Source organism: Azorhizobium sp. AG788, from assembly GCF_943371865.1.
GTDB lineage: Bacteria > Pseudomonadota > Alphaproteobacteria > Rhizobiales > Xanthobacteraceae > Azorhizobium.
Window position 1 is genome coordinate 40,051 of record NZ_CALRWL010000015.1, and the last position, 17,263, is coordinate 57,313.

At 68.2% G+C, this 17,263-nt stretch carries 14 protein-coding genes; 3 read left to right on the forward strand and 11 right to left on the reverse strand.

Annotated features, from left to right (window positions below):
- Nucleotides 1-4: 4 nt before the first annotated feature.
- Nucleotides 5-1,258 carry a sarcosine oxidase subunit beta family protein gene (locus AAG816_RS11070; RefSeq protein WP_341989674.1) on the reverse strand — a complete coding sequence of 418 codons (1,254 nt, stop codon included), beginning with the start codon at nucleotides 1,256-1,258 and terminating at the stop codon, nucleotides 5-7.
- Between the two features lie 289 nt (nucleotides 1,259-1,547).
- Between AAG816_RS11070 and AAG816_RS11075 the strand changes: the two genes are divergently transcribed.
- On the forward strand, nucleotides 1,548-2,162 hold the full coding sequence (locus tag AAG816_RS11075; protein WP_341989675.1) for a TetR/AcrR family transcriptional regulator: 615 nt from the start codon (nucleotides 1,548-1,550) through the stop codon (nucleotides 2,160-2,162).
- A gap of 18 nt (nucleotides 2,163-2,180) precedes the next feature.
- On the opposite strand, the gene AAG816_RS11080 is transcribed toward AAG816_RS11075, so the two are convergent.
- The 4 genes from AAG816_RS11080 to AAG816_RS11095 form a co-directional block, all read right to left on the reverse strand.
- A complete protein-coding gene (locus AAG816_RS11080; RefSeq protein WP_341989676.1) occupies nucleotides 2,181-2,885 on the reverse strand; it encodes an ABC transporter ATP-binding protein in 705 nt (234 codons plus the stop codon).
- Entirely contained in the window at nucleotides 2,885-3,649 is a 765-nt protein-coding gene (locus AAG816_RS11085) for an ABC transporter ATP-binding protein (RefSeq protein ID WP_341989677.1), read from the reverse strand. The genes AAG816_RS11080 and AAG816_RS11085 overlap by 1 nt, the downstream gene beginning before the upstream one ends.
- Nucleotides 3,646-5,526 (reverse strand): ABC transporter permease, encoded by a 1,881-nt coding sequence (locus tag AAG816_RS11090; protein WP_341989678.1) that lies wholly within the window; start codon nucleotides 5,524-5,526, stop codon nucleotides 3,646-3,648. Before AAG816_RS11090 ends, AAG816_RS11085 begins: the two co-directional genes overlap by 4 nt.
- A gap of 109 nt (nucleotides 5,527-5,635) precedes the next feature.
- Nucleotides 5,636-6,754, reverse strand: coding sequence for an ABC transporter substrate-binding protein (locus AAG816_RS11095; protein ID WP_341989679.1), 1,119 nt, complete (start codon nucleotides 6,752-6,754; stop codon nucleotides 5,636-5,638).
- A gap of 200 nt (nucleotides 6,755-6,954) precedes the next feature.
- Between AAG816_RS11095 and AAG816_RS11100 the strand changes: the two genes are divergently transcribed.
- Both AAG816_RS11100 and AAG816_RS11105 read left to right on the forward strand, forming a co-directional pair.
- Nucleotides 6,955-9,054, forward strand: coding sequence for a hydantoinase/oxoprolinase family protein (locus tag AAG816_RS11100; RefSeq protein WP_341989680.1), 2,100 nt, complete (start codon nucleotides 6,955-6,957; stop codon nucleotides 9,052-9,054).
- A gap of 26 nt (nucleotides 9,055-9,080) precedes the next feature.
- Nucleotides 9,081-10,733 (forward strand): hydantoinase B/oxoprolinase family protein, encoded by a 1,653-nt coding sequence (locus tag AAG816_RS11105; protein WP_341989681.1) that lies wholly within the window; start codon nucleotides 9,081-9,083, stop codon nucleotides 10,731-10,733.
- A 709-nt stretch (nucleotides 10,734-11,442) separates the two neighbouring features.
- Here AAG816_RS11105 and AAG816_RS11110 read toward each other — a convergent pair.
- The 6 genes from AAG816_RS11110 to AAG816_RS11135 all read right to left on the reverse strand — a co-directional run bounded on the left by AAG816_RS11110 (nucleotide 11,443) and on the right by AAG816_RS11135 (nucleotide 16,952).
- Complete coding sequence (locus AAG816_RS11110; RefSeq protein WP_341989682.1) at nucleotides 11,443-12,942, reverse strand: 5-methyltetrahydropteroyltriglutamate--homocysteine methyltransferase; 1,500 nt, start codon at nucleotides 12,940-12,942, stop codon at nucleotides 11,443-11,445.
- A 67-nt stretch (nucleotides 12,943-13,009) separates the two neighbouring features.
- Nucleotides 13,010-14,611 (reverse strand): hypothetical protein, encoded by a 1,602-nt coding sequence (locus AAG816_RS11115; protein ID WP_341989684.1) that lies wholly within the window; start codon nucleotides 14,609-14,611, stop codon nucleotides 13,010-13,012.
- Nucleotides 14,608-15,156 (reverse strand): hypothetical protein, encoded by a 549-nt coding sequence (locus tag AAG816_RS11120; protein WP_341989685.1) that lies wholly within the window; start codon nucleotides 15,154-15,156, stop codon nucleotides 14,608-14,610. The genes AAG816_RS11115 and AAG816_RS11120 overlap by 4 nt, the downstream gene beginning before the upstream one ends.
- A gap of 22 nt (nucleotides 15,157-15,178) precedes the next feature.
- On the reverse strand, nucleotides 15,179-15,541 hold the full coding sequence (locus AAG816_RS11125; RefSeq protein ID WP_341989686.1) for a DsrE family protein: 363 nt from the start codon (nucleotides 15,539-15,541) through the stop codon (nucleotides 15,179-15,181).
- A gap of 26 nt (nucleotides 15,542-15,567) precedes the next feature.
- Nucleotides 15,568-15,837 (reverse strand): sulfurtransferase TusA family protein, encoded by a 270-nt coding sequence (locus AAG816_RS11130; RefSeq protein WP_341989687.1) that lies wholly within the window; start codon nucleotides 15,835-15,837, stop codon nucleotides 15,568-15,570.
- A gap of 353 nt (nucleotides 15,838-16,190) precedes the next feature.
- Nucleotides 16,191-16,952, reverse strand: coding sequence for a GntR family transcriptional regulator (locus tag AAG816_RS11135; RefSeq protein WP_341989688.1), 762 nt, complete (start codon nucleotides 16,950-16,952; stop codon nucleotides 16,191-16,193).
- Nucleotides 16,953-17,263 lie beyond the last annotated feature (311 nt).

Here is a 17,263-nt window from a genome sequence, read left to right on the forward strand (position 1 = left end):
CGCCTCAATGGGGAATGCCGGCCGCCGCCGCCTCATCCACCAGCGCGGCGGTGGAGAAGCGGTCCAGGCCGAAGGGGGCGGCGATGGGGTGGGGCGCGCCCGTGGCCAGCTGCCAGGCGAGCATATAGCCGCCGACCGGAATGGCCTTGAACCCGCCGGTGCCCCAGCCGCAGTTCAGAAACAGGCCCTCCACCGGGGATGGCCCCAGGATGGGCGAGGAGTCCGGCGAGACATCCACGAGACCGGCCCATTGCCGCAGCAGCTTCAGCCGCGAGAGCGCCGGGAACATGGCGACCGCGCTCGCCATCACCCGCTCGGTGACCGGATAGTTCCCGCGCTGAGCATAGGAATGATAGAGGTCCAGCCCGGCGCCGAACACCAGTTCGCCCTTGTCCGACTGGCTCAGATAGAGGCCGGTGGCGAGCGAGATCGCCACCGTGTCGAAGAAGGGTTTCACCGGCTCCGACACCATGGCCTGGAGCGCGTAGCTTTGCAGCGGCAGGCGGAACCCGGCCATGGTCGCCAGCACCGAGGTGTTGCCCGCCGCCGTCAGCGCCACCTGCTTCGCGCGAATGGCGCCGCGGGTGGTCTCCACGCCGGTCACCGCTCCGGTCGGGCCGCGCAGGAAGCCGGTGACTTCACAATTCTGCAGGATGTCCACGCCGCGCCGATCGGCGCCCCGCGCATAGCCCCAGGCGACCGCATCGTGCCGCGCCACGCCGCCGCGCCGCTGGATGAAGCCGCCGTGAACCGGATAGCGCGCCGTGGCGGAGTCATCGATGAAGGGAATGAGCCGCTTCACGTCCCCGGCCGAAAGGATGTCGGAATCGATGCCGTTGAGCCGCATGGCATTGGCCCAGTGGGTGCAACTCTCCATGTCGTGACGGCTGTGTGCCAGCATGGCGACACCGCGCTGGCTCAGCATGACGTTGTAATTGAGGTCCTGCGACAGGCCTTCGTAGCGCTTCAGCGCGAAATCGTAGAGATGGGCGCTTTCGGGGAACAGATAGTTCGAGCGTACGATGGTGGTGTTGCGCCCCGAATTGCCGCCGCCGAGCCAGCCCTTCTCGATCACCGCCACATTGGTGATGCCGTGCTCGGTGGCCAGATAATAAGCGGTGGCCAGGCCATGCCCGCCGGCGCCGACGATCACTACATCGTACTGGGCCTGGGGCTCGGGGGTGCGCCACATGGCGGGCCATGAGGCGACGGGATCCACCGCGCGGCGCAAAAGGGAGGCCACCGAATAGTGCTGCATGGAACCCTTCGGCGGGCCGCGCACCAGTCTGCGGATCAGCGGTCCGCCCTGGTGGCCGGCATCAGTGAATGTGCGGCTCTCCCATGGGCGGAGCCGCACGCCAAGACCATACAGTACTGTACTGAAAGAGAGGTGCCGCCGCAAGGATGCCGGCAATGCGGGACGCGATCTGCGACATTGCGCGCGATGTTGTTTCCATCGGGCGACGCGTAGGTGCGCGGTGGCGAAGCGGCCCGCGAGGCATTACCTTGACGTGTGACCGCACGGCTGTGTGGGGGAGATGCATCCGGTGCCCGCGAGAAAGACTCCCAGACCTGTCCCATCCGCCCGTCTCGATCGCGACGCCTGGATTGACGCTGCCCGCAAAAGCCTGATCCGCGAGGGCATCGAACGGGTCAAGGTTGAGCGCCTGGCGGATGATCTGAAGGTCACGCGCGGCAGCTTCTACTGGCACTTCAAGAATCGCGAGGACCTGCTGTCGGCGCTCCTGCAATCCTGGCGGGCGCGCAATATCGATCCCTTCCTGAAGGTGCTCGATCACGATGGGGACCAGCCGGGGGTCCAGTTCCGCAAATACGTCAATCTGTGGTTCAGTCCGAAGATCTATGATCCGGATTACGATTCCGCCGTGCGCGACTGGGCGCGCAGCGCACCAAAGGTCAAGCGTCTGGTCCGGGAAAGCGATGCGGCGCGCATGGCGGTGCTGGAGAAGATCTATCTGGCTATGGGGTTTGCCCCGACGGAGGCCGAGGTGCGGGCGCGCATCACCTATTATCATCAGGTGGGTTACTATGCGATGCGCATCAAGGAGAGCGCCGCGGTGCGGGCGGCGTTGCTGCCCACCTATGTGGCGATCCTCGCCGGACCGGTCGGCACCGCGGCCTATGAGGATGAGACCAAATAAGGATCGGGGCGAGGCCTGTCACAGCCCCAGATAGGCTTCGCGTACCCGGTCGTTGGCGAGCAGATCCTTGGCCGGCGACGACAAGCCGATGGTGCCGGATTCCAGCACGTGCCCCTCGTCGGCAACCCCCAGCGCCAGCGCGGCATTCTGTTCCACGATCAGCACCGTCATTCCCTCCGCGCGGATGCTGCGGATCAGTCCCGCCATCTCGGCGACGATGCGCGGGGCCAGCCCCATGGACGGCTCATCCAGCAGCAGCAACTTGGGGCGGGCCACCAGCGCCCGGGCGAAGGCCAGCATCTGCTGCTCGCCGCCCGACAGCGTGCCGCTCAATTGGGTGCGGCGTTCCGCCAGCCGGGGAAAGGCCTCGAACATGCGGGCGATGTCCTTGGCCACCGCCGCCTTGTCCGCATGGATATAGCCGCCCATGACCAGTGTTTCGTGGACGGTAAGATTGCGGAACACCTTGCGGCCCTCCGGCACCTGCACCACGCCGAGGCGCACCACCTGTTCCGGCTGCAGGCCGTCGATGCGCGTGCCTTCCAGCAGGATCTCGCCCTGCGTGGGTTTGAGCAGGCCGGAGATGGTGTTCAGCGTGGTGGATTTGCCGGCCCCATTGGCACCGATCAGCGCGGTGATGGCGCCGGTGGGCACGGTGAGCGAGACGCCGCGCAGGACGGAAATCTCGCCATAGCCCACATGGAGATTTTCGAGCCTGAGCATCAGATCTCCGTCCGCCCCAGATAGGCGTCAATGACCGCCGGGTGGGCCTGGATCTCCGCCGGCGCGCCGGTGGCGATCACCTGCCCATGGTGGAGCACGGTGATGGCCCGGCACAAATTCATCACCATCCGCACATTGTGCTCCACCAGCAGAACGGTGATGCCCTTGGCGGCGATGCGTTCGATCTGCGCCATCAGCGCGCGGGTCTCGGCCGGGTTCATGCCGGCGGCGGGTTCGTCCAGCATCAGCAGGTGCGGGTCCGAGGCCAGCGCGCGGGCGATCTCCAGCAGGCGCTGGTGGCCGTAGGGGATGGAGCGCGCCCGCTCGCCCGCCAGATGCGACAGCCCCACGAAGGCGAGCCACGCCTGCGCGATCTCGCGCAGGCGCCTCTCTTCTGCCCGCACCGAGGGGGGCCGGAACAGCGCGCCGAACACATCCGCCGTGCCCATGCGGTTGGCGCCCACCATGACGTTTTCCAGAACGGTCATGTCGTGGAACAGTTGGATCTCCTGGAACGTGCGGGCCAGGCCCAGCCGCTGGCGCCGGTCGGGCGGGGCGCTCTGCATCTCCTGGTCGCGGAAGACGATGCGGCCGCTGTCGGAGGGGATGACGCCGGTCACCACATTGAAGAAGGTGGACTTGCCCGAGCCGTTCGGGCCGATCAGCCCGCAGACCGCGCCCGGTTCCACCGTCAGCGAGACATTGTCCAGCGCGGCGAGGCCGCCGAAGCGCTTGGAGACGCCTTCGACCGTGAGCAGGCTCATGGCCGGCCTCCGGTCTTGCGGGGGGCGAGGAGCGCCGAGGTCAGGCGGCGGCCGACCTCGGCCAGGCCGCCGGGCAGGAACAGCATGAACAGGATGATGAGGCCGCCATAGACCACCAGCCGGAAATCCGCCAGCACCCGCAGCATCTCCGGCAGCAAGGTGACGCCGAAGGCGCCGATGATGGCGCCGGGCAGGGAGCCGAGCCCGCCGATGACCACCATCGTCACCATCTGCACCGAGGTGAGGAAGCTGAAGCTCTCCGGGCTGATATAGGCCAGGTAATGGGCATAGAGGCTGCCGGCCAGCCCGGCACAGCCGCTGCCGATGACGAAGGCCTTCACCTTCTGCCGGTCGGCACGGATGCCGCAGGCGATGGCCGCCAGTTCGTTCTCCCGCACCGCCACCAGCGAGCGGCCGAAGCGGGAGTGCAGCAGCCGGACCACCGCTGCGTAGACCAGGGCCACGACGGCCGAGATGAGGACGAAGAACGCGCCTTCGCTCTCCACCTCATAGCTGCCGAATGACGGCAGCGGGATGCCGTAGAGCCCGTAGGCGCCATTGGTGATGACCTTCAGGTTCAGCATCAGAAGGACGATGATCTCGCCCAGCGCCAGGGTGGCCATGGCCAGGAAATGGCCGCTCAGCCGCAGGATCGGCGCCACCACCAGGGCCGCGCAGCCGGCCAGGATGCCCGCCAGGGGAAGTGCAAGCCAGAACGGCACGCCGAGCTTCATGGTGACCAGCGCCGAGGTATAGGCGCCGATGCCGTAGAAGCCGGCCTGCCCGAATGAGAACTGCCCGGTGAGGCCGACGATCACCTGCAGGCCGAGGGCGGCCAAGGCGGCGATCAGCGACATATTGACGATGCGCAGCAGATAGGCGTCGCCAAACCAGCCCACCCCAGCCCAGATCGCCAGCAGCCCGCCGGCCAGCGCCAGCTTGCGGGCGGGGGTGGCGATGAGGGCGGAAATGTCGCTGACCGAGACCTTTGCCGCGTCGCTGGCCGGCCGGCCCTTGGGCAGGCGGGGGCGGAAGAACAGCATCAGGATGGCGATCAGCAGGGCATAGGTGACGATGTTCTTGTAATCGGAGGAGATGAGCCCGGCGGTGAGGGTCTCGATCACCCCCAGGGCCAGCCCGCCGACCATGGTGCCGACGATGCCGAAGCCGCCCAAAGCCGTGGCCGCGAAGGCCTTGATGATCAGCGAGTGACCCAGCCCGAACGAGGCGAAGAACAAGGGCGCGATCAGCACGCCCGCGGCGCCGCCCAGGGCGGCGCTGAGGCCGAAGGTGAGCGCCACGTTGCGCCGGCGGCCGACCCCATAGAGCGCGGCGGTGGTGGCATCCAGCGAGGCGGCGCGCCAGGCGATGCCGGTCACCGTGCGCTGGAAGAACCATTGCAGGGCGCCCATCACCACCAGGCTCACGCCCATGATCCACAGTTGCAGCGGCTGCACCCGCAGGCCCAGGATCACCAAAGGCTGCGAGGAGAACAGGTCTGGATAGGCAATGGGTTCGCGGCCCCAGAAGATGATGGCCAGGGCCTGAAGGGCGATGGACAGGCCCAGCGTGGCGATCAGTAGGTTGAGCTGCGGCGCCTTGCGCACCATGATCGGGCCGAGAATGAAGCGCTCGATGATGACGCCGACGATGCCGGTGGCGACGGCGGAGATCAGCACCGCGCCCACGAAGGGCACTCCCAGCTGGGCGGTGAGCATGAGGCCGAAGAATGCGCCCAGCATGACCATTTCGCTGTGGGCGAAATTGATCAGGTCCGTGGCCTTGAGGGTGAGCGCAAAGCCAAGGCCGATCAGGCTGTAGACACAGCCGATGGTGAGCCCGGAGACGACAAGTTGCGCGATCGTGTCAAAGGTCATGGACGCACATCATCGCGGGCGGGCCTCTCGGGGGTGGGGGAGGCGGCAGAGCGCCGCCCCAGGGCTCCGGGGCCAGCCTGCGGGGCCGGCCCAGAGCGACGCGGGCGCTTCAGCGCCCGACGATCACCTTCTTGCCGTCCTTGATTTCCACCTTGTAGAGCGGAAACTGCGCCTCGCCCGTGGCATCGAAGGTCCATTGGCCTAGAATGCCGGTGTAGGCCGTGCCGGGCTTGAGGCTGGCCGCATAGTCGCGCACCACCTGGCGATCCGCCTTGCCGGCCTTGGTGACCGCCGCGTGGATGATGCCGACGGTGTCATACATCTCTGCCACCCAGCCGTCGGGATCGCGCCCGTACTGGTCCTTGTAGCGCTTCACGAACTCCTGGACCTTCGGGTCGGGGTCCACCGGGGTGAAGGGCTCCATCACCACCGCGCCTTCCACCGCCTCGCCGCCCAGTTCGATATATTTGGGCGTGGCATTGCCGGTGTCGCCCAGCAGTTTCAAGTTCATGCCCAGCGCCTTGGCCTGCTTGGCGATGAGCGCGGAGGCGGTGTAGGCGCCAACCGCGTAGAGCGCGGTTGCGCCGGCCTGCTTTGCCTTGCTCAACTGGCCGGTAAAGTCCTGGTCGGCGCGGGGGAAGCTCTCGAACGCCACCGGCTGGACGCCGAGCGCCGCCAGGGCCGTCTTGAAGCCGTTGGCCATGGAGGCGCCGTATTCATCATCCGAATACAAGACGGCGATCTTCTTTTCGCCGAGCTTGTTCACCGTGAAGTCGGCGAGCGCCTTGGTCTGTCCTTCGGCGCCCACCGCAATGCGGAACACCCATTCGGAGCCCTGCTTGGTGATGGCGGCGCCGACGCCCGGGGTGAATTGGGGGGTCTTGTAGCGCTTGGTGATGGGCACCATGGCCAGGGCACACGGGCTGTTCAGGGCGCCGAGCACGGCCACCACATTCTCGCGCGTCACCAGCTTCACGGTGGCGTTCACCGACTGATCGCAATTGCTGGCGTCGTCTTCCGAGAACAGCTCGATCTTGTAGGGGCCGCCCTGGGCGTTGATTTCCTTGGCGCGCATCTCGGCGCCGGTGATCTGGCTCTGGCCGCCGGCGGCGAAGGCGCCGGTGAGGGGGCCCACCACGCCGATCTTGATCACCTGCTGAGCGTGGGCCGGCCCGGCTGCGAGGCTGGCCGCGAGGGCCAGCGCTGCGAACATTTCGGCATGCCTCATGAACCCCTCCGACCGATGCGCGAGGCGGCGTTTTCCGCCCGATGAAGCTTGACGATAATTTAACGTCGCCGGTCTGTCATGCTGTATTACCAAGCAGTCATGCATATTTTCCATACAACGATGTATGTTGACGAACGCGGCGCGATGCCGACAATGACCGGGCATGGCGTGGGCGTCGGACGGGTGTCGGGGTGCAGCGGATGATCAGGATCGGCGTGGACATCGGCGGCACCTTCACCGACTTCGCCCTGTCGGGCGCGCCGGATGGCCGGCTCCACCTTCACAAGCAGCTCACCACTCCGGACGACCCCTCCGCGGCGGTGGTGGAGGGCTGCCAGGCGATTCTCGCGCAGGCGGGGCTGGATCTCGCGCAGGTGGGCGAGATCATCCATGGCACCACGCTGGTCACCAATGCGGTGATCGAGCGGCGCGGCGCGCGCACCGGCATGCTGGTGACCAAGGGCTTTGCCGATCAGCTCGATATGGGACTGGAGCAGCGCTACGACCTGTTCGACCTGCGCATCCGCTTCGCCCCGCCGGTGGTGGCGCGCGGCTGCCGGGCGGAGATCGATGAGCGGGTCCGCTTCGACGGCAGCATTGAGCGGCCGCTCGATCCAGACAGTGTCACCGCAGCGGTGGCGGACCTCATGGCGCGCGAAAAGATCGAGGCGCTCGCCATCTGCTTCCTGCACGCTTATGCCAACCCGGCCCATGAGCAGGCGGCCCGCGACGGCGTGGCGCAGGCATTTCCGCAGCTTTACGTGTCCACGTCCGCGGATGTTTTTCCGTATCTGCGGGAATATGAGCGCTGGACCACGTGCACGGTCAATGCCTATACGCAGCCGCTGTTCGACCGCTATCTGCGCCGTCTGGAAGACACTCTGGCCCATCTGGGGTTCGCCGGCCGGCTCTACATGATGTCGTCCAGCGGCGGCACCGTGACGCCGGAGACCGCCCGGCGCTATCCGGTGCGCATGCTGGAATCCGGACCTGCCGCTGGCGTGCTCATGGCCGCCGAGCATGCGCGACGGCTGGGCCTTGCCAATGTGCTGGCCTTCGACCTCGGCGGCACCACCGCCAAGGGGGCGCTGGTGCGGGAGGGGGTGGCGCTGAAAAAATACGAGATGGAGGTGGCCCGCACCTATCATCACAAAAGAGGCAGCGGGCTGTCGCTGAAGCTGCCGGTCATCGACATGACGGAGATCGGCTCGGGCGGCGGAAGCATTGCAAATGTTGACGAACGGGGCGTCGTGAAGGTCGGGCCGCGGTCCGCCGGCGCCGATCCGGGACCGGCCTGCTATGGCCGGGGCGGGGCGGCGGCGACGTTGACGGATGCCAATCTGGTGCTGGGGTTGCTGGATCCGGCCTTCTTCCTGGGGGGCAAGATGGGGCTCGGGCCGCAGGCCGCGGAAGAAGCCATAATCCTCAATGTTGCCAAGCCCTTGGGCCTCGATCTATCGCGCGCCGCCTGGGGCATCCATGAGGTGGTGAACGAGGACATCGCCCGCGCCTTCCGCATCCATGCCATCGAGCGCGGGTTCGACTGCCGGCAGGCGACGATGATCGCCTTCGGCGGCGGCGGCCCGATCCATGCCACTGGCGTTGCACGCAAATTGCGGGTGGCGCGGATCGTCCTGCCGCCCGGCGCAGGGGTGATGTCGGCGCTCGGCCTGCTGGCCAGCCCGCTGTCGTTCGAGCTGGCGCGCTCGCATCTGGTGGAGCTGGAGCATCTGGATGCGACACGCTTCGCTGCGGAATTCACCAAACTTGTGACCGAAGCCGCGTCGTATTTGGACGCGGCCGGCATCGCCCCGCAGGACATCGTCCGCGACCTGCGGGTGGACGCCCGCTATCGCGGCCAGGGCCACGAGATCGAGCTGGTGCTGCCCGACCGGCCGCTGGAAGAGGTGTTCCCGCTGCTGGCCGACATGTTCGCCGCGCACTATCGCGCCGCCTTCAAGGTGGATGCCTTGAAGGAGCCGATCGAGCTGGTCAGCTGGAAGGTGGACGTGCGCGGTCCGGCGCCGGAATTGAGCGGCGAGACCGGTTCGCGCGCGCCGGCCGGGACGGCGCTGAAGGGCCACCGGCAGGTCTATCTGCCCGAGCAGAACGGCTTTGCCGCAGTGCCGGTCTATGATCGCTATGCGCTGGCCCCCGGCGCCACGGTGGCCGGCCCGGCGGTGATCGAGGAGCGGGAGTCCACCTGCCTGTTGCGCGCCGGCGACCTGGCGCAGGTGGACGCGGCGTTCAATCTGGTGGTCGAAATCGCCGCCGCCACCCGCGCGGGAGATGTCGCATGACAGGGAGTGCCACAATGAGTCACGGCATGGAACACCCTGTGGCATCCGCGACCGGTTTGGACCTGGATCCCCTCAGCCTCGGCATCATGTGGGACCGGCTGATCTCCATCAGCGACGAGATCGTCGAGACGCTGGTGCGCACCTCCTTCTCCACCATCGTGCGGGAGGGTTACGACCTCTCGGTGATGCTGTTCGACCGGGAGGCCCGCATGATGGTGCAGGGCACACGGTCGATCCCGGTGTTCGTGGGCACCGCCCCGGTCACCTTGCGCCACATGCTGAACCGCTTCCCGCCCGAGACCCTGAAGCCCGGCGACGTGGTGGTGACCAATGACCCGATGATGGGCACCGGCCACCTGTTCGACATCTGCGTGATGCGGCCGGTGTTCCAGAATGGCGCGCTGGTGGCCTATTCCATGAGCGTCACCCATCTGCCGGACATCGGCGGCATGGGCTTCTCGGCCGTGGCCACCGAGATGTATCACGAGGGCATCCTGATCCCCATCTGCAAGCTCTATGATGAGGGCGTGCTCAATGAATTGCTGGTGGAGATCATCCGCAGCAATGTGCGGGTGCCCGAGCAGGTGCTGGGCGACATCTTCGCCAATGTGAGCTGCACCGAGGTGGGTGCGCGCCAATTGGTGGAGTTCATGGCCGAATATGGGGTGGCCGATCTGGTGCCGCTGTCACGGGCGATCCAGGCGCAGTCAGAGCAGGCCATGCGGGCCCGCATCCGCGAGATCCCCGATGGCGTCTATACCAACCGGATCGACTTCGAGGGCATCGACGGCCCGCTGCATCTGGCCTGCCGCATCGACAAGGCGGGCGATGGGCTGGCGATCGATTTCACTGGCTCCAGCCCGGCGGTGCGGGCGGGCATCAATGTGCCGTTCTGCTACACCCGTGCCATGGCGCTGTTCTCCATCAAGTGCCTCACGGCGCCGTCCATTCCCAATAATGAGGGCTCGGTGGCCCCGGTCGAGGTGCGTGCGCCGGAAGGCTCGATCCTCAACGCCATTCCGCCCATGGCCACCGCCGGCCGGCACATCGTCGGGCACTTCGTGACGCCGCTGATCTTCGGTGCGCTGGCCAAGGCGCTGCCGGAGCGGGTGCAGGCGGATTGCGGCATGATCAATATCGTCACCTTCCAGGGGCGCCAGCCCAATGGCCGGCAGCTTTCGGCGCTGTATTTCGCCGCCGGCGGCTTTGGTGCGCTGGACCAACTGGACGGCTACTCCACCACGCCGGGGCCGTCCAACATGGGCTGCGTGCCGGTGGAGACCTGGGAAAGCCGCACCGGCCTCACCGTGGAGCACAAGCATCTGCTGCCGGATTCCGGCGGGCCGGGGGCGGCGCGGGGCGGGCTTGGGCAGGAGATCCAGTTTCGCAACGACACCGGCGCCGAGGTGGTGGTGTTCTCCATGGCCAATCGCACCGAGTTCGCGCCCAAGGGCCTGGCCGGCGGCGGCGCCGGCACGCTGCGCGAGCACCGCATCAATGGCGTGGTGGTGGACCCCAAGGGGCGGCAGGTGCTGGCGCCCGGCGACCGCATGACATTGCGCGAGGCCGGCGGCGGCGGCATGGGCGACCCCAGGGCGCGCGACCGCGCGGCGGTGGCGGCCGATCTGCGCGACGGGCTCATCAGCGCCGACGCGGCACGGGACGTCTACGGGCTTTAGCGCGCGATCCGGCGTGCGAGCGGCTTTACTGGAGAGCGTTTCACCCCCCTCTCCAGCTCTCCCCCGCAAGGGGGGAGAGGGCGCGGTGCGCCAGGACGAGCGGTGTGACCGACGGTCATCGGGAGAGAGGTCGCCGCGCGCGGTCGGCGGCGGCATGGGCGACCCTAAGGCGCGCGACCGCGCGGCGGTGGCGGCCGATCTGCGCGACGGTCTCATCAGCGCCGACGCGGCACGGGACGTGTACGGGTTTTCGCGCGCGATCCGGCGTGCGAACGCCTTGACGGGAGAGCGTTTCACCCCCCTCTCCAACTCTCCCCCGCAAGGGGGGAGAGGGCGCGGTGCGCCAGGACGCGCGACCGCGCAGCGGTGGCGGCCGATCTGCGCGACGGGCTCATCAGCGCCGACGCGGCACGGGACGTCTACGGGTTTTAGCGCGCGATCCGGCGTGCGAACGCCTTGACTGGAGAGCGTTTCACCCCCCTCTCCAGCTCTCCCCCGCAAGGGGGGAGAGGGCGCGGTGCGCCAGGATGAGCGGTGTAACCGACGGTCATCGGGAGAGCGGTCGCCGCGCGCGGCCGGCGAACCCTCCCCCCATGCGGGGGAGGGCAGGGAGGGGGGTGAAACGGCCCGGACCGGGCGGCCCTTGACCCCGAAGGCGCCCTGCGTCAGGCATCGGATGGTGACCGGACCCAGTCCATCGCCGTCCGGCTCACCGCAGGCGCTGCACCGCCTGGGCGATGACGGAGAGCTTGTCCTGCGCCGCGCCGGTGCAGCAGATGGGGTTGTCGGCGAAGGTGGCAAAGCCGCAGTCGGGATGCAGCAGCACCCGCTCGCGTCCGAACAAATCGATGGCGGCGCGGATGCGCGCCTCCACCTCGGCCACGCCTTCCGTGTGCGGGTCCTTCTGGTTGACCACGCCGACGCCGATGCGCGCGTCCTCCGGCAGGGCTTTGAGGATCTCCATTTCGCCCGCGCGCGGCGTACACATTTCCAGCAGATAGGCGCCCACCTTCACCTGGGCCAGCATGTCCACCAGCGGGGCATAGGAGCCGGCGAGCGCCACGCTCTCGTCGGGAGTCCAGTTGCCGCGGCACACATGCATGGCGGTGCGGGCGCGCGGCGCGCCGTCCAGCACCGCATTGAGAAGGTCGCGGGCAAAAGCCAACTCGTGGGCTGGGGGCAGCGATTCCGACAGCGCGCCGCACATGAAGGAGCGCTTGTTCTTGGCGCCCGAGAACACCACCTCCGACAGCACCGGCTCGTCGAACTGCACCAGCGCCGCGCCCGCATCCATGAGCTCCGCCAGTTCCGCCCGCAGCACCGCCACGATGTCGGCGGCCAGCGCCTCGCGGCTGGCATAGGCGCGGTCGGAAATGCACTCCATCCACATGGTCCTGGTGAGCAGATAGGGGCCGGGCAGGGCCACCTTCACCGGCCTGGTGGTCACCGTGCGGGCGAAATCCACCTCATGGGCCACCAGCGGACGGGTGCGGACCAGCGGGCCGAACACCGCCGGGTGGCGCACATCGCCGGCCGGAATGTCCAGCGCGCGCAGCTCGGCGGCGAACTCCTCGGGATCGTCCACCAGCGGCAGCAGATCGGTGAGCGGAATGAGCTGGCAATTGTCCAGGCGACTGGCCACGAAGCTGGCATAGCTGTCGCGGCGCTGCTCGCCGTCGGTGACGAGGCCCACGCCCGCCCGCTCCTGGGCGGCGATGGCGAGGCGCACCGCATCGTCCGCCGTCTCCTGGAAGGCGGCCTCCGACAGCCGGCCCTCCACATAAGCATGCATGGCCTCCACCATCCAGCGCGGGCGCGGCCAGGAGCCGATGCCCATGACCGCCAGTTCGGGAATAAGGGGCGGGGTGATGGGCGTGCGCACCCGGGGCGCGGGCGCCGCCATGGCGGGCGCGCGGACGGTGGGCGCGGGAAGCGGCGCGCGCTCGGCCAGCTTGCCCTTGCACACCAGGAAGGAGCGCTGCGTCTTCTCCTTGGTCCAGGAAATCAGCTCGTTGCCGGTGAGGCGGCACCAGGCCGGCAGGTCTTCATCGACGGAAATCTCGGTGGAGCGGATCTCCAGCAGCCCGCCGCGGGGCAGCGGATCGATGTGCTTGCGGATGAGCAGCAGCAGGCCGTTGCCGCAATCGAGATCGCCGCCGTCGAAGGCCACATCGGGGGGATAAGCGTGGGCGGCCACGGGCTCGGTCATCAAGGATCCTCGGCAGGACTGACGGCCGGCGGCCCGTTGGGAGCCGCCGGCGGGAGGGGAGCGGCCTTTAGGCCTTGCGGCGGCGGCCCAGCTCGAAGCCCACCGCCCCCGCGCCCACCGCCAGGATGCCGACGGCGACCATCAGTGCCGGCGAGAGGCTCGCTTCCACGGGATGCGCGGGCGCCGCGGCGGGAGGAGGCGCGATCACCGCCGGTGCGGCCGGCGTCGCGGCCGCGGCCTTCTGGCCGGCGGGCAGCGCTGCGGTCTCCAGCCGGGCGGCGGTGTCATAGCTCCGGGTCAGCAAGGCGCGGCCCACGTCTTTCAGGATCGCCTGGCCGGCGACGCGCCCCTGGCCGAGCACCAGGTCCACATTGGCCACCTGCGGCCCGCCCAGATTGATGGAGCGGTTGCCCTGCCCATCTTCCACGTGCCAGGCGGTGACGGCGCCGCCCTCCAGGGCGTCCACCACCACCTTGAAATAGCCCTCCGGGCCATCGTAGGCGGTGCCGGGCTTCAGGCGGATCTCCGCTTTGTTGACCAGCATGAAGCCGAAATTGTGCCCGGTGGGGCAACCCACCGGATAGACCGCAAAGCGGGGATCGCGCGCATAATCCGCGCCATAGGCGAGGCTGAAGGCGCGGCCATAGACCTTGAGATTGGCCGTGTCGCCCTCGAAGGCGTTGGGCCAGGGGGACAGGAAGGCCACCATGTCGCCGTCCTCGAACACCAGCGCCTTGCGGGCGGCGGTGTCCTCGATCAGCCGGTCGCCCTGCACCGGGCCGAGGGTCTTGGAGCCGGTCACCGCGCCGTTCTGCAGCAGTTCCAGGGTCACCGTGCCCTTGGCGGCGTCGATGCCGGCGACGCGCACGGTGCGCGCGCCCACCGTCCATTCGGCTCCGGCGCCGGCGAGGCCCGCGAACACCTTGTCCTCGGCATAGAGCAGCCGGTCCATGCGCACGCCGGACAGCCAGTCGAAGGTCAGCTGCTTGGGCGAGACCTCCCGCGCCTGGCCCTGGTTGTAGAGCTGGGCGAAGCGGTTGCCCCACCATCCGGTCTCGGTGGCGGAGAGTTCCGGCGCGCCGAACGCCCATTCCCAGTCCGTGCCGGCGATGGTGCGCACGTGCAGGGAATGGTTGAACATCTTCTCGTGCCCGACGGTGGCGTAGTAATGATAGACCTGCCCGCCCACCACCACCGCGCCGCCGGCGGGAATGGTGACATTCTCCTTCACGGCGATGGACATGTCGTAGTCGATATAAGTGGGGGTGCGGCCCAGCACCGGCACCTGCTCGCCGCGCAGGGCGACTTCGCCGCCCCAGGTGTCTTCGAGATAGGCAAGGCCGCCGGGCGGGATCACCACCTCGCCATTTTCCACCCGGCTCTGGCGAATGAACACCGCATCATATTTCAGCGGCTTGCGGCCGAAGTCGTCGCTCACCGCCCGGCCCTGCGGCAGGCCGGGCAGGCCCGGCACATAGGCCGGATTGACGCCGCGCTCGGAGGGCAGCGCGAACGGCGGCGGCGCGATCTCGCTGGTGGCGATGGGGTTGGCCAGCGGCCAGCCGGGCTTGGCCGGGGTGAGGATGCTGGCATAGTCGGCCGCCAAGGCGGGGCCGGCGAGCAAGGCCGCCAGCGTGGCGAGAAGGGCCGGGGCACGAACGGATCTCATGGCGTCACTCCCTGATCGAGGCGGCCATCGGGCCGAGGGGCCGGGCGCGCCGGCAGCGGGCAGGCGGTGGCGCGGCGCGCGAGAAACAGCGTGCCCCAGCCGGTGAGTAGCAGCGTATTGAGGAACAGCAGCCCCTTCGGCACCCCGGCCAGAACGCTGCCCGCGAGGCCGAGGCCCACCACGGAGAGGGCGGGGGCGATGCAGCTGACGCACAAGGCCGAGACGGCGAGCAGGCCGCCGCCGGCGGCCAGCCCCGCGGAGGCCGCCCCGCCGCGCCGGCCCACCTGAAAGGCAAAGGCGGCGAACGCCACCGCGAGGCCCACGGTGGCGGCGGTGAAATACTCCTCCTTGCGCTGGAACGAGACCAGGAAGGCCTGGGTGCGCTGGAAGGTGAGCTCGCCCGAGGACACGAATTCCTCGGGCAGGAAGCCGCACTCCAGCGCGGCGGCGGCGCTCTCCGGCATGCGGAACAGGGCGAACGACAGCGCCCCGTAGCCGAGGGCGGCAATCAGGAAGGCGGCGGCCATCCGGCGGACGGGGATCATGGCGTGGCTCCGGCCTCGGGCGTCAGTAGCTGATGGAGGGACTGCCCTCGCTCATGAACTCCACCAGCTTGGCGCCGCCGACGATCTTCGCGCCGGCCACCAGATTGTCCTCGTTGAGGCCGCGCTTCTTGAAGCAGGGCGAGCAGACATAGATGGTGCCGCCGGCAGCGGCGAAATTGGCCATCAGGTCTTTCAGCGGGGCAAAGCCCTCCTCGTGGATGTCGTCCGCATAGCCGGCCTGGGACAGGCGCGTGCCCTCGATGGAGAGGAACACCACGGTCTCCTGGTCGGAGGCTACCGCGGCATTGGCGATGACGAAGCCGACGGTCGCCTTGTCGGTGTCGTTCTTGGCGCAACTGATGGAGACGACGAATTTGCCGGGCATGTGATGCTCCTTGGGGTGGGGCGGGGTCAGGTCCAGTCGGTCCGCGAGCGGATCCAGAAGCTGTGGGTGGCGGCGTCGTGGCGCAGCAGCGCATTGCGGGTCATGCGGCACCAGGCCGGCAGGTCCTCCGGCGCGCCGGAATCCAAGGCGATGACGCGCATCACCGCGCCGGGCATCGCCTTCAGGCGGATGCGCAGCAGCATCACCAACTCGCCGCAGCCCATGTGGCCGGCGTCGAGGGTCTGAGCGGACGCCAGCTCGCCGGGGGCAAGCGCGTCGGTGGTGCGATCGGTCATGGCCGTTCTCTTTGCCCGTGCCGCCGGCAGGGGACTGCCGCCGGATCCGGGAGGACGCCGTATGTCGAAAGGTCGCGTGTCTTGGGAAGAAGCGGTCTGTGTCCGGCGCGCCCTGCGAGTTTCACGGCAGAGAGTCAGCCCTCACGGGGCATGACGGTTCGGTTCACAACCACTTGCGGTCACCCTAGCAAGTGGCAGCGCGGCGTCAAGCGCGTGCTGTCCGCATCTCCCGTCGCGGCGGGGGTGCCGGGAACATGCGCGCGCCGCGCGGGACAAGAATCGCCGCGCCGCACCTCCCTATGCGGATGCCACCCAGGAGATGCTGGTGCGGGGGGCCGGCCAAAGGCGTCGCCTCAACTCGGCATGTCGCGCCGGAGGCTGACCGCATAGCGGAAGGCTTCCGCCTTGTGCCAGTTGCGCGAGGCAAACATGATGCCGCCGCTGATGTCGATGTAGCGGCGGGTGACCATGATCGCCATGACGCCCGCTTGCACGCCAAGCACGCGCGCGGCATAGGCCGGCAGGGGCCCGGTGGAGATTTCCTGCCGCGCCTCCATCACCACCTCGCCGGTGGCGCTTTCGATGACCGCATAGAGCGGCCCCTGAGGCAGGCGCATGCCCGCGAAGAGGGGGGCGAAACGCGCGTGCAGCAGCACCGTGGTGTGGCTGATCACCTCGTCCACCGTCGCTTCGCGGCGCAGGCCCAGCAGGCGCAGCCAGCGTGACTTCGGCGTGGCGCCCACGAAGGCGGCGTCGTCCTCATCGAGCGGCACGATGGCGTTTTCGGCGATCTCCAGTTGGGTTTCCCGCGTGTACTGGAACAACTCGCCCAGCGACAGCAGGGAATGCACATAGGCCGCGCGCGGCTGAAGCGCGACGACGCGGGTCGGCGCGCCCTGGCGGCGCTCAACAAGGCCGATCTCCACCAGCCGCCGCACCGCCTCACGCACGGTGTGGCGCCCGACGGCGTAGCGCAGGCGCAGGTCCGCCTCGGACGGCAGCGCCGCGCCGATGCCGTACCGCCCGTGGGCGATCTCGCGCTGGATCACGCCAGCCAGATCGCTCGAAGTGAGCGTCTGATCACTGGAAAATCCTGCCGCTTCGTCCGTCTTCATGTCTGCATCCATGGGATCGTGCCCCGATGTCCTGTCGCACCATCGTTCAACGCCGGGCGGCGCGTGCCTGGCGAGCGTGACGCCGCGGACGTTACCATCTCCGCGTCCGCACATCTTCAAACACACTTTAGAAGGGCAAACTTGTCCGGTCAAGATCTGATAAGTGTGCTGTTGCACAACCCAAAGAGTGCGACGCACCATTGATTTAATGTTTTTCTACTTGACCTCGATGGTTTGAAGTTCAATCTTATCCGAACAAGTTGAAGCGCCGGGTCCGACCAGAGACGCATGTTCGGGGACGATAAAGTCCG

Bases quoted from the DNA above. Each gene is read 5' to 3' on its own strand.
- AAG816_RS11080 (WP_341989676.1), bottom strand. From the start codon at position 2,885: ATGCTCAGGCTCGAAAATCTCCATGTGGGCTATGGCGAGATTTCCGTC.
- AAG816_RS11135 (WP_341989688.1), bottom strand. From the start codon at position 16,952: ATGAAGACGGACGAAGCGGCAGGATTTTCCAGTGATCAGACGCTCACT.
- AAG816_RS11095 (WP_341989679.1), bottom strand. From the start codon at position 6,754: ATGAGGCATGCCGAAATGTTCGCAGCGCTGGCCCTCGCGGCCAGCCTC.
- AAG816_RS11125 (WP_341989686.1), bottom strand. From the start codon at position 15,541: ATGCCCGGCAAATTCGTCGTCTCCATCAGTTGCGCCAAGAACGACACC.
- AAG816_RS11105 (WP_341989681.1), top strand. From the start codon at position 9,081: ATGGAACACCCTGTGGCATCCGCGACCGGTTTGGACCTGGATCCCCTC.
- AAG816_RS11110 (WP_341989682.1), bottom strand. From the start codon at position 12,942: ATGACCGAGCCCGTGGCCGCCCACGCTTATCCCCCCGATGTGGCCTTC.
- AAG816_RS11115 (WP_341989684.1), bottom strand. From the start codon at position 14,611: ATGAGATCCGTTCGTGCCCCGGCCCTTCTCGCCACGCTGGCGGCCTTG.
- AAG816_RS11130 (WP_341989687.1), bottom strand. From the start codon at position 15,837: ATGACCGATCGCACCACCGACGCGCTTGCCCCCGGCGAGCTGGCGTCC.
- AAG816_RS11120 (WP_341989685.1), bottom strand. From the start codon at position 15,156: ATGATCCCCGTCCGCCGGATGGCCGCCGCCTTCCTGATTGCCGCCCTC.
- AAG816_RS11100 (WP_341989680.1), top strand. From the start codon at position 6,955: ATGATCAGGATCGGCGTGGACATCGGCGGCACCTTCACCGACTTCGCC.
- AAG816_RS11070 (WP_341989674.1), bottom strand. From the start codon at position 1,258: ATGCAGCACTATTCGGTGGCCTCCCTTTTGCGCCGCGCGGTGGATCCC.
- AAG816_RS11085 (WP_341989677.1), bottom strand. From the start codon at position 3,649: ATGAGCCTGCTCACGGTCGAAGGCGTCTCCAAGCGCTTCGGCGGCCTC.
- AAG816_RS11090 (WP_341989678.1), bottom strand. From the start codon at position 5,526: ATGACCTTTGACACGATCGCGCAACTTGTCGTCTCCGGGCTCACCATC.